The organism is Psychrobacillus sp. FSL H8-0484 (assembly GCF_038005325.1).
GTDB lineage: Bacteria > Bacillota > Bacilli > Bacillales_A > Planococcaceae > Psychrobacillus.
Window position 1 is genome coordinate 3,347,501 of the sequence record NZ_JBBOSZ010000001.1, and the last position, 11,567, is coordinate 3,359,067.

The window sequence follows — 11,567 nt, forward strand, 5'->3', positions numbered from 1 at the left end:
TAAAGTTTTAGGTAGAGTAGATATGTGTATGTACTGTAAAGAACCTTTAACGCTTGATCCATCTCTTGAAGGACAAGAGTTCGATGCCAATTTAAATCGAAAGAAATAATTTTGCACTTTGCTTTTTTATACTAACATAGTCTACAAAAATATTGAGAAAATAAAGATGGTCAATTCTGTGTTATTTCTAGCATTGATTGAGAGACTAGAAATAAATAAAATAATTGACTTCCTATTAATACGGTTTTAAATTCTAGCGAAAATCATCTGATTACTAGCCAAACTTTCGCTAATATAAAGTTTAAAAAGAGCATATAAAAAACCGAGCGTAAACTTCTACGCTCGGTTTTCTTATTGAACTTTTGTTGCATGCTCTTTACATGTAGGACAAGTTCCGTAAATCTCCATTCGATGAGAACTTACATCAAAACCAGTTAAATGAGAAGCTAAATGTTCTACCTCATCTAATCCTGGATAGTGGAAGTCCACTATTTTACCGCAAGCATTGCAAATCATATGATAATGATCATTCGTGATAAAGTCGAATCTACTAGATGAATCACCATACGTTAATTCTTTTACTAACCCAGCTTCTCTAAATACACGTAAGTTATTATATACAGTCGCAACGCTCATGCTTGGAAATTTTTTTTCAAGTGCTTTATATATATCGTCCGCAGTGGGATGTGACATGGATTGAATAATGAATTCCAATATCGCATGGCGCTGAGGTGTAATACGTACACCAGTTGATTTTAATGTATCTAAAGCATCTCTTAAATGTACTTCCGTCATCGCAATGCACCTCTCTTCATGTTTATTATAAGTTAATTTATAATAAGTATAAATAAGAAAAGGCATGGCTGTCAAATTTTTAAAGAGAGATGAAATGAAGAAATAGCCTTAATAGCCTCTTTCCATATCAATTAAATTTTCCAAATGGTTACTACCGCGCATCCATTCTGTTAAATTTCTTGAAAAAATCTCAAGAGCCCGCACAACATATTGAGAGGAATGACTAGAAATATGAGGCGATACAATTACATTACTCATTTCCCAAAATGGATGACCTTCGTATAGCGGCTCTTTTTCAAAAACATCTAAGACTACAAAAGCGATACATTCCTCTCTTATTGCACGAAGCAGCACGTCTTCCTTGACAACATCCCCTCTACCAAAATTCATAAATAGAGTAGTAGGCTTCATAGACTGAAAATGCTCATACGTCAACAATCCTTTTGTTAATTCTGTACTTGGTAATATGGAAATCACAAAATCTGCAAATGGTAATGCCTTAGTAAGATTTTCAAATGAAGTCATTTCATCCATGTATGGTGCTGCTTGTCCACTACGATTGCACCCAATCGTCTGAACTCCAAAAGCTTGCAGTATCCTTCCTACCTCTCCACCTATTGCACCAGGTCCTAAAATTAATGCTTTTGAGCCTAATAATTCTGAAGAAGGCACCCGCTTAGACCATTCACCTTTACGTTGATTTTCAGCAACCATTGGAAGTGATTTTTTTATAGAGAGAATATGTGCCAGTATCGACTCTGCCATAGGAGTTTTATGAATTCCTCTAACATTCGTTACAACAATTTGACGGTTAGCTATTTCCTTTAAAGGCATTTTTTCCATTCCAGCCGATGCAACCATAATCCATTTCAGCTCTTCAGCTGTTTCGATGTCAGTTGCATGTAAGTCTTCACCATACGTAACAAAAATATCAGCTGTTTTTAACGCTTCTTTATCTAAGCCTTTTTGAAAGTTAAATACCGCTTTTGGAAAATCATTTCTTAAATTAGCTTGCTGCTCTTCTTTGGGTAAAAAAGAAAATAATATATTCATCTTTTATTCTCCGTTATTTGCTATTGATTTTAATGTATGTAATGCTTCTTCTACATGGCCTTTTACTCTCACATTTCGCCATTCTTTTACGACTGTACCCGTAGGATCAATTAAAAACGTAGTTCGTTCAATTCCCATATATTCTTTACCAAAGTTCTTTTTCAACTTCCATACTCCATATGCTTCTGACACTTCATGCATTTTATCAATTAATAATGAAAATGGAAGACCATGTTTTTCAATAAATTTCGTATGTGCTTTTTCGTCATCTGCACTGACACCAAGTATAACTGCATTTAAATCAGCGAAGTCGGTATAAGCATTTCGAAAATCACAGGCTTCTGTCGTACAACTTGGAGTTGAGTCTTTTGGATAAAAAAATAAAACGACATATCGCTTACCTGCAAAATTCTCTAATGATACAAACTCTCCTTTTTCATTTTTCAATGAAAACTTTGGCGCAACCATTCCTTCCAATATTTGCATCAAAATCCCTCCTCTATTTACATCTATCGTAACGAACTTTATGTATATGTTCAATTTTCTTTAGCCTTTTTCATCAATATTGTCTAAAATAAGAAAAGTGCAGGGCGAAACTAGACAGTACTATATAGAAAAGTTATACTTTCTAATCCTTACATAAAGAAATACTACGCGGAGGTAATACAATTGAAACAAACATTATCGGAACAAATACAAGTAGAAGCACTAGAACATATTGTAGGTGGAGTGAATAGCCCATCGAGATCTTATAAAGCTGTCGGTGGGGGTGCACCAATCGTCATGGAAAGAGCGGAAGGTGCATACTTTTATGACGTGGATGGAAATAAATATATCGATTACTTAGCTGCATACGGTCCGATCATTACTGGTCATGCGCATCCCCATATAACTGAGGCAATTACAAAAGCAGCACAAACGGGCTTATTGTACGGTACTCCTACAAAACATGAAGTTACTTTTGCAAAAATGTTAAAAGATGCAATCCCTTCTATGGATAAAGTGCGTTTTGTAAACTCTGGAACAGAAGCTGTCATGACTACAATTCGTGTTGCTCGTGCCTATACAGGAAGAACAAAGGTAATGAAATTTGCTGGATGTTATCATGGACATTCTGACTTAGTATTAGTTGCGGCTGGTTCAGGTCCTGCTACGCTTGGAATACCAGATTCAGCAGGAGTCCCACAATCGATTGCAAAAGAAGTAATAACAATTCCATTTAATGATCCCAAAGCTTATCAAGAAGCAATGGAAAAATGGGGACATGAACTTGCTTGTATTCTAGTAGAACCAATCGTTGGAAATTTCGGTATGGTTGAGCCAAACGAAGGATTCTTACCACTTGTTCATAAAATGGCACAAGACAAAGGTGCGCTAGTCATTTATGATGAAGTGATTACAGCATTCCGCTTCCACTATGGTGCAGCATCTACTATGTTAAATGAAACACCAGATTTAACAGCTCTGGGTAAAATAATTGGTGGCGGTCTCCCAATCGGTGCATATGGTGGCAAAAAAGAAATAATGGAACAAGTTGCGCCACTAGGTCCAGCTTACCAAGCGGGAACTATGGCTGGTAATCCAGCATCTATGCAGGCTGGTATTGCTTGTTTAGAGGTTTTACAATCCCCTGGCTTATATGAAGAACTGGATAGACTTGGAGCTTTATTAGAAGCAGGAATTTTAGAAGCAGCGAAGAACAACAACATAACGATTACAATCAACCGTATTAAAGGTGCACTTTCTGTGTATTTTACCGATGTAAAAGTAGAGAACTATGAGCAAGCAGAAGCAAGTGACGGTCAAATGTTCGCTAAATTTTTCAAACTAATGCTGCAACAAGGTATTAATCTTGCTCCTTCCAAATATGAAGCTTGGTTTATTACAACTGCGCATACAGAAAATGATATTATTGAAACAATTACTGCTGTCAATAAAGCTTTTGCTCAGCTTATATAAGAACGAGTTACTATGTAGAATAGTTATCCTTTCTTATTATTATGCTCTGTTAAATTAGGCTGTAGTTTCTTTAGAACATGATCGTTTAACAGAGCCTATTATTAAAAACATGTATATCTCCGATGAGGAAAGGATAGGATTAAATGAAATTGGGAGCACGAATATTTAAAACTGGAGTAGCTATAGTATTTTCATTATTTATGGCTGACTTACTTCAGCTACCTAGTCCTGTATTTGCAGGAATAGCCGCAATTTTTGCCATTCAGCCTTCGATTTATAGATCCTATTTGACAGTTATCGAGCAAGTGCAATCCAATTTAATTGGCGCAGCAATTGCAGTGCTATTCGCTTTAGCTTTCGGCAATCATTATATTACTGTAGGATTCGCTGCAATTGTAGCCATTTCACTTATGCTTAAGTTTAAACTGGAAAAAACGATTTCTTTAGCACTTGTAACCGTTATTGCGATTATGGAAATTCAAAGTGATGACTTTTTAATGTTCGCATTAATTCGTTTCTTAACTATTCTTGTTGGAGTTTTATCCGCATTCGTCGTTAACTTAGTGTTTTTACCACCTAAATTTGAAACAAAACTATTTAATGCTATTCACTATACACAAGATGAAATTATCCGATGGATTCGAATTGCCGTTAGAAGTGCTTCAGATCATCAATCAACAAAACAAGCTATTAATCAATTAAAAGACCGCCTTAGTCGAATAGATCAAATTTATTTGTTTTTTAAAGAAGAACGTGGTTATACCAAGAAATCAATGCATACAAAGGGAAGAAAAATAGTTGTTTACCGGGAACTAATTTCTACTTCTTATAAAAGCTTAGACGTACTTAAAAGGCTCAACCTTCATGAAAATGAGCTGATGGAGCTACCAGAGCATTTTCGAATGATGATAAAAGAACGTTTGGATGCTCTTTTAACGTATCACGAACAGTTACATTTAAAATTCCTTGGAAAATTAAAACCCGAACATATGGAATGGGACGGTTCAGATGCCTTTCTTCAGAGACAAGAAGTAATGAACATATTTGTGCAACAAATAGCATTAACTCAAGAAGAAGAAGAGTTTTCAACCTATCACTTGCTTCACTTTTTATCATCCATACTGAAATACGAAGAACAATTAGAACATGTGGATACTCTAATTACTTCCTACCAAAACTTCCACAGCAAAGAACTAACTGTGAAAATAGAAGAAACTCCTTACTAAGAAAAGCGCAAGCGCCCTCTATTTACAAAACCTGTTTTGTATCGTTTTCGGAGGTCTTTGGACGGACTTATTGCTATATCATTACCGATTGATTTTTAAGAGAGGCTGGTCGTGACTGACGTCACGACCAGCCTCTCTTTCCTTGGTAATCTTATGGCGTTTGTCTGTCCGTCGCCCTCCTTCAACAGTACGAATAAGGGTAAGATCTTTTTGGATAATGAGTAAAAAGATGCTTTCCAACTCATAAAAGAAGCACCCGAAGATGCAATTTCGGGTGCTCTTATGCTCCTCTATACAATAGATGCTAACTATTTTTTGGTCATATACTCTTTTACCAGTAGAAGAAAATTAACAGAAATGCTCTTCTTAAATATTCTTGCAGCTAACAGATCCATCCCCTCTACCTTACCTTGTATACAATCCACTGCATTTTCCTATCTCAAGTACCAGTGAATTTATGCACTCAAAAACTATATACTTCCTTATCTTTTAGTTGTCCTTTCTTTTATGAGTGATTTGAAACATTTCTTGATTGTAGTGAAAGTCGGCGACTCCAACGGAGGCCAACAGGATGTTGGTCACGAAGGCGTTGCCACACGATGTGGCGCTCTTAGCCTTTGTTCTTCTGTGAGACAGATGAGACATCACAACGGACGCGTGAGCTACGGTGATGGCTCATCGCTCACCCCGCGGAAAGCGTCCGCCTGGAACGCAAAATTATATACTTTCTAATCTTTTAAAAAAACGTGCTACCCAGATAACTAGGCGGCACGTTTTTTAGTTTTTCATTCGTGGATCCAATGCATCTCGTAATCCATCTCCCATTAAGTTAAACCCTAAAACCGTTAGCATAATTGCTAGCCCTGGAAAAATCATCGCCCACGGTGCATTTCGTAAAAACATACGAGCATCTGCTAACATTTTCCCCCACTCTGGTGCAGGTGCTTCTGCCCCAAGTCCAAGAAACCCTAAAGCAGCAGCTTCAATAATAGCAGAAGCGATTGCTAAAGTACCCGCAACAATCACAGGAGCCATTGAGTTCGGTAGAATATGAGAAAATAATATTCGAATATCTCTCATTCCAATTGCTTTCGCAGAAGTTATGTATTCCTCTTCTTTAATACTCAATACCTTTGAACGAATGAGACGACCAAAGTTAGGAATGTTGATAATAGCGATAGCAATTAAAGCATTTTGTAAGGAAGGTCCTAAAACAGAGACAACAGCAATTGCCAATAAAATACTTGGAAAAGCTAACATGATATCAAAAATTCTAGATATAATCGTATCTATCCACTTCCCATAATAACCTGCAATAATACCTAAAATACTACCAACTACTACTGACCCAATTACAGAGGAAGTACCTACCCAAAGAGAGATCCGCGCCCCATGAATAATACGTGAAAAAACATCTCGCCCTAAGTCATCTGTTCCAAACCAATATTGACTTGATGGAGGCTTCAATCGATCCTTTAAAAGCTGATCATTTATTCCTTGCGGTGCAAATAGTGGACCAAAAATAGCTAAAAGGATGAAGAAAAGAACAATCCCTGCTCCTACAAGCGCTAATTTATTTTTACGGAAGCTTCGCCATGCATCTCGCCAAGGACCAGTCGACTGATCTTTTACTGCAATTGTTTCATTTATCAAATTCGGAACTATTCCGGACATATCTATTCCTCCTTTTAGTCATATTTAATCCTAGGATCGATTAGACCATATAAAATATCAACGAATAGATTAATCATGACAAAAATAAACGCTACGATTAATATTCCTGATTGAATGACTGGATAGTCTCGAAATTGAATAGCATCATAAATATATCTACCTATGCCTGGCCAACTAAATATTGTCTCTGTTAAGATCGCTCCACCTAGTAACAGACCCATTTGAAGCCCGATAACTGTTAATACAGGAATAATGGCATTTTTTAAAGCATGCTTATAAACAACCCAAAACATTTTTTGCCCTTTTGCTCTTGCAGTACGAACGTAATCTGCTCTCATTACTTCTAACATACTGGATCTCGTCATTCGTGCAATAATGGCCATTGGAATGGTAGCAAGTGCAATCCCAGGCAACACCAAGTGTTTTAACACTTGACCGAGTTGTTCAAACCTACCGTTTATAATCGTATCAAGTACATATAAGTTCGTGACCGATGAAATAGGATTTCTCACATCTTCTCGACCACTCGTCGGTAACCATTGTAGTTCTATCCCAAAAATCCACTGCTCCATTAATCCTAACCAAAAAATTGGCATAGACACACCGATTAAAGCTAATACCATCGCAAAATAATCAAACCAGGAATTTTGGAACCAAGCAGATATAATACCTGCATTAACCCCAATAATGACTGCTATCAAAATGGCAAAAAACGCCAACTCAAAAGTAGCTGCTAAATACGGCCAAATCTCTTTCGATACAGGTTGAACCGTTCGCATCGATTCCCCTAAATCCCCTTTAAAAAGGCCAATTAAATAATCAATGTATTGCGTATACCAAGGATTGTTTAAGCCTAGCTTAATTTCTAAAGCTTCTACCGCTTCTTTCGATGCTAACTGCCCCAATATAACTTGAGCTGGGTTACCAGGAATAGCACGTATGATCATAAAAACAAGAAATGTCATGCCAAGCAAAACAGGGATAAGTTGTAATAATCTTTTTCCGATATAGTGAAGCATTGTCTTCACCTCTCCATTATGAAATCAAGTAAGGGGAGAAATCTCGAAGACCTCTCCCCTCCAAGCATTTTACTTAAAGTCTACGTTCGTTAATTTATCAGATCCAGTCGGATGTGGTATGAAGCCAGTTATATTCGCTTTTCCAGCAAGTAATGGAGTTGAGTGTGCAAGTGGAACCCAAGGTGCATCTTCAAAAATGATTTCTTGAGCTTGCTTATACAAGTCATTACGTTTTTCTTCGTCCACTTCTGTTTGTGCTTCAATTAAGATTTTGTGAAGTTCATCGTTGCTATAGTAAGTGTAGTTATTGCTTCCAATATTGTCTTGATCTAATAATACATAGATAAAGTTATCAGCATCACCGTTATCACCAGTCCAACCTAACATGAATGCATCAGCTTCTCCGTTGCGTGCTTTTTCTAAATATGTCGCCCACTCGTAAGAAACAATTTTTGCTTTTACTCCTATATCCTCTAGGTTCTTTTGAATAACTTCTGCAACTTTTGCTCCATCTGGCATATATGGTCTTGGAACAGGCATTGCCCATAATTCCATTTCAAAGCCATCTGCAAATCCTGCTTCCGCTAAAAGTGCTTTTGCTTTTGCAGGATCGTATTCATACCCTGGAATATCATCATTGTATCCACTAATAGAAGGTGGCATTGGGTTTTTCGCAACCTGAGCACGACCCTCGAAGAATGCATCTATAATCGCTTGTTTGTCAATTGCATAGTTCATTGCTTGACGTACTTTTACATTGTCAAACGGAGGGCGAGTAGTCGTTAAACCAAGGTATCCAACGTTCATAGATGGACGTTCAAATAATTGTAAGCTTGAATCTCCTTCTACTGTTACACCATCAGCAGGGTTAACACCATCTGCTAAATCAATTGCTCCAGCAAGTAAATCATTTAAACGAGCTGAGTTATCTGGAATCGAACGAAAAATGACTTTATCAAGTTTTGGAAGACCATCAACCCAATAACCGTCGAATTTTTCGATAGTGATTGAATCATTACGTTTCCATTCTACAAATTTGAATGGTCCAGTACCTACTGGATTATCTCCAAATTTATCGCCAGCTGCTTCAAATGCAGTTGGACTTGCAATTCCGAATGGACTCATAGCGATATTTTTTAAGAAAGGTGCTTGTGCACGTTTTAATTTGAATACAACTGTGTAATCTCCATCTGCAGTAACAGATTCGATTACATGACCTTCATCAGCTTTAAATCCACCAAACATAGAAGCATAGTATGGGAATTTATCTTCAGATCCATTTGCCCAACGTTCGAAGTTTTTCACAACAGCCTCTGCATTGAAATCAGTATCGTCGTGAAATTTAACTCCTTCTTGAAGTTTAAAAGTGTAAGTAAGTCCATCTTCAGACGCTTCCCACTCTTTTGCTAAACCAGGGTTGATCGTTGTATCTTCATCACCAAAGTTTAGTAATGTTTCAAAAACGTTTTGCGTAACTTTGAAAGACTCGCCATCTGTTGCAGCAATAGGATCTAAGAATACAGAATCCCCACCGCGACCGAAGATAAGTACTTTTTCTCCAGCTTCTTCTGTTGCCCCTTCAGTTGTAGTGCCCTCGTTCTCTTTATCTGTGCTTGTTTCTTTGTCTCCACCTGTTTCTTTTTCAGATGAACATGCAGCAAGGACTACAGTTAGAGCAACTAACATCATTAATAAAAATGACCATATTTTCTTTGTCCCCATATTACCCCTCCGTAAAATATATTATCAATGCTGCACTGCTTCACTATATAAATGGCAGGCAACAAAATGACTAGTTTTCACTTCTTCTAACTTCGGTACAACCGTTGTACAAACGTCCATTCTAAATGGACATCTCGTATGAAAAGTACAACCAGTTGGCGGATTTGAAGGACTAGGAATATCGCCTTCTAAAATAATCTGCTCCCTTTTAAATGCTGGATCGGGTACTGGAACTGCTGAAAGCAATGCTTTCGTGTACGGATGAAGTGGCTCTGCATAAAGAGATTCACTCGTAGCTAGTTCAGCCATTTTACCTAAATACATCACGCCAACGCGGTCACTTATATGACGCACCACCCCTAAATCATGTGCGATAAAGATATACGTTAGCTTTAGTTCTTTTTGTAAGTCTTGCATCAAATTTAGTACTTGCGCTTGTATCGAAACATCGAGCGCGGAAACTGGCTCATCCGCAATAATTAGTTTCGGATTTGTCATTAGTGCTCTAGCAATTCCAATACGTTGTCTCTGCCCTCCACTAAACTGATGTGGATACCGTTTCGCATGATAACTACTAAGTCCTACAATTTCTAGAAAATCATATACTTTCTTTTTACGACTCTCTTTATCTCCAATATTATGAACAATGAGTGGCTCCATTAATATTTTCTCTACTGTATGTCTTGGATTAAGAGAAGCATACGGATCTTGAAATACCATCTGAATTTCTCTTCTAGCTTTTCGCATTGCTGTATTAGAAACACTTGTAAGTTCTTTTCCATCAAAAGTTACTTTACCTTCAGTTGGCTCTAGCAACCTCATAAGCATTCGGCCAGTAGTAGATTTGCCACAACCAGACTCGCCCACAATCCCAAGTGTCTCTCCTTCATTGACATAAAAGGACACATCGTCCACTGCTTTTACATAACCAGATTGTTTTCCTAACACCCCTGAATGGATGGGAAAATACTTTTTTAATCCTTCAACTTGTAGCAGCGGTTTTGTCATTAACTACCACCTCCTTCTCATCGTATAAGAAGCATCTCGTTTGATGACCTTTAGAGGTTTCATATAGCGGCGGGCTTTCTTCTGTACAACGTCCAAACATAAAGTCACAACGAGCTGCAAAGCGACATCCCTGTTTTATCATACCTGGCTTTGGGACATTTCCAGGAATGGAATACAATCGCTGTTTTTTAAAGCGCATATCCGGTACAGAAGCAATTAAACCTTTTGTATATGGATGCTGCGGATTATTGAATATCGTTTCCACTGATCCCTCTTCTACTACTTTTCCCGCATACATCACGACAACTCGTTCACAAGTTTCTGCGACAACCCCTAGATCATGCGTAATTAAAATAACTGCTGTATTTAATCGTTCATTCAGATCTCGCATAAGCTTGAGTATTTGAGCTTGAATTGTGACATCTAATGCTGTTGTTGGCTCGTCGGCTATTAAAACTTGAGGATCACATACAAGCGCCATCGCAATCATGACTCGCTGTCTCATTCCCCCTGATAGTTGGTGAGGATAATCCTTCATCAATTCTTCTGCTCTAGGCAATCCAACCAACTTCAACATTTCTATAGCTCTTGCTTTCACTTGTTTTTTACTCCAGTCTTTTTTATGGAGTGTTATTGCTTCTATCAGCTGATTACCAATTGTAAATAAAGGATTTAATGATGTCATAGGCTCTTGGAAAATCATTGCCACTTCATTTCCTCGAATGCTTCGCATTTCCCGTTCGGATAATTTTGTTAAGTCTTTTCCTCTAAATAATATCTGACCATTCGTAATTTTACCTGGAGGACTAGGAACTAAGCCCATTATAGAAAGGGAAGTCACACTTTTACCACAGCCTGATTCTCCAACGATTCCAAGTATTTCTCCTTCTCTAATGTGAAAGTCAATGTAATCTACGGATGGAATAACACCATCATCTGTGAAAAAGGAAGTTTGAAGGTCTTTCACTTCTAAAATTATTTCACGTTCTGTCATGATGCTCCCTCATTTCATTTTCAATAATTCAAATTTTCTATCTTTTTGAGTGTATATTGATATTCTACACAAAAAAATCCTATATGCAATACTTTCTTGAAATATCATAAGTCTTTT

General features: G+C 37.4%; 11 protein-coding genes (1 of these 11 cut by a window edge). 3 read left to right on the forward strand and 8 right to left on the reverse strand.

The window, feature by feature from the left end; translation table 11 throughout:
• Positions 1 to 109: the final stretch of a YgzB family protein gene (locus tag MHH81_RS16475; RefSeq protein WP_340923202.1), read on the forward strand. Its footprint begins 236 nt before the window's first position; only the last 109 of its 345 coding nucleotides appear in the window; the start codon falls outside the window, past its left edge; the stop codon is at positions 107 to 109.
• A gap of 242 nt (positions 110 to 351) precedes the next feature.
• Here MHH81_RS16475 and perR read toward each other — a convergent pair whose 3' ends face one another.
• The 3 genes from perR to bcp form a co-directional block, all read right to left on the reverse strand.
• Positions 352 to 795: a peroxide-responsive transcriptional repressor PerR gene (gene perR / locus MHH81_RS16480; protein WP_340923204.1), complete on the reverse strand. Its 444-nt coding sequence runs from the start codon at positions 793 to 795 to the stop codon at positions 352 to 354.
• A 108-nt stretch (positions 796 to 903) separates the two neighbouring features.
• Positions 904 to 1,848 (reverse strand): D-2-hydroxyacid dehydrogenase, encoded by a 945-nt coding sequence (locus tag MHH81_RS16485; protein ID WP_340923206.1) that lies wholly within the window; start codon positions 1,846 to 1,848, stop codon positions 904 to 906.
• A 3-nt stretch (positions 1,849 to 1,851) separates the two neighbouring features.
• Complete coding sequence (gene bcp, locus MHH81_RS16490; protein ID WP_340923208.1) at positions 1,852 to 2,334, reverse strand: thioredoxin-dependent thiol peroxidase; 483 nt, start codon at positions 2,332 to 2,334, stop codon at positions 1,852 to 1,854.
• A gap of 183 nt (positions 2,335 to 2,517) precedes the next feature.
• Between bcp and MHH81_RS16495 the strand changes: the two genes are divergently transcribed.
• Both MHH81_RS16495 and MHH81_RS16500 read left to right on the forward strand, forming a co-directional pair.
• Entirely contained in the window at positions 2,518 to 3,807 is a 1,290-nt protein-coding gene (locus MHH81_RS16495; protein WP_340923209.1) for a glutamate-1-semialdehyde 2,1-aminomutase, read from the forward strand.
• 143 nt (positions 3,808 to 3,950) lie between these two features.
• On the forward strand, positions 3,951 to 5,033 hold the full coding sequence (locus MHH81_RS16500; protein WP_340923213.1) for an FUSC family protein: 1,083 nt from the start codon (positions 3,951 to 3,953) through the stop codon (positions 5,031 to 5,033).
• A gap of 777 nt (positions 5,034 to 5,810) precedes the next feature.
• Here MHH81_RS16500 and MHH81_RS16505 read toward each other — a convergent pair.
• From MHH81_RS16505 to MHH81_RS16525, 5 genes are all read right to left on the reverse strand, one after another.
• Complete coding sequence (locus MHH81_RS16505) at positions 5,811 to 6,707, reverse strand: ABC transporter permease (protein WP_340923216.1); 897 nt, start codon at positions 6,705 to 6,707, stop codon at positions 5,811 to 5,813.
• Between the two features lie 14 nt (positions 6,708 to 6,721).
• Positions 6,722 to 7,726 carry an ABC transporter permease gene (locus tag MHH81_RS16510; RefSeq protein WP_340923220.1) on the reverse strand — a complete coding sequence of 335 codons (1,005 nt, stop codon included), beginning with the start codon at positions 7,724 to 7,726 and terminating at the stop codon, positions 6,722 to 6,724.
• A gap of 69 nt (positions 7,727 to 7,795) precedes the next feature.
• Positions 7,796 to 9,448 carry an ABC transporter substrate-binding protein gene (locus MHH81_RS16515; RefSeq protein ID WP_340923224.1) on the reverse strand — a complete coding sequence of 551 codons (1,653 nt, stop codon included), beginning with the start codon at positions 9,446 to 9,448 and terminating at the stop codon, positions 7,796 to 7,798.
• A gap of 24 nt (positions 9,449 to 9,472) precedes the next feature.
• Entirely contained in the window at positions 9,473 to 10,456 is a 984-nt protein-coding gene (locus tag MHH81_RS16520; RefSeq protein WP_340923226.1) for an ABC transporter ATP-binding protein, read from the reverse strand.
• A complete protein-coding gene (locus tag MHH81_RS16525; RefSeq protein WP_340923229.1) occupies positions 10,431 to 11,450 on the reverse strand; it encodes an ABC transporter ATP-binding protein in 1,020 nt (339 codons plus the stop codon). The genes MHH81_RS16520 and MHH81_RS16525 overlap by 26 nt, the downstream gene beginning before the upstream one ends.
• Between the last annotated feature and the right edge of the window lie 117 nt (positions 11,451 to 11,567).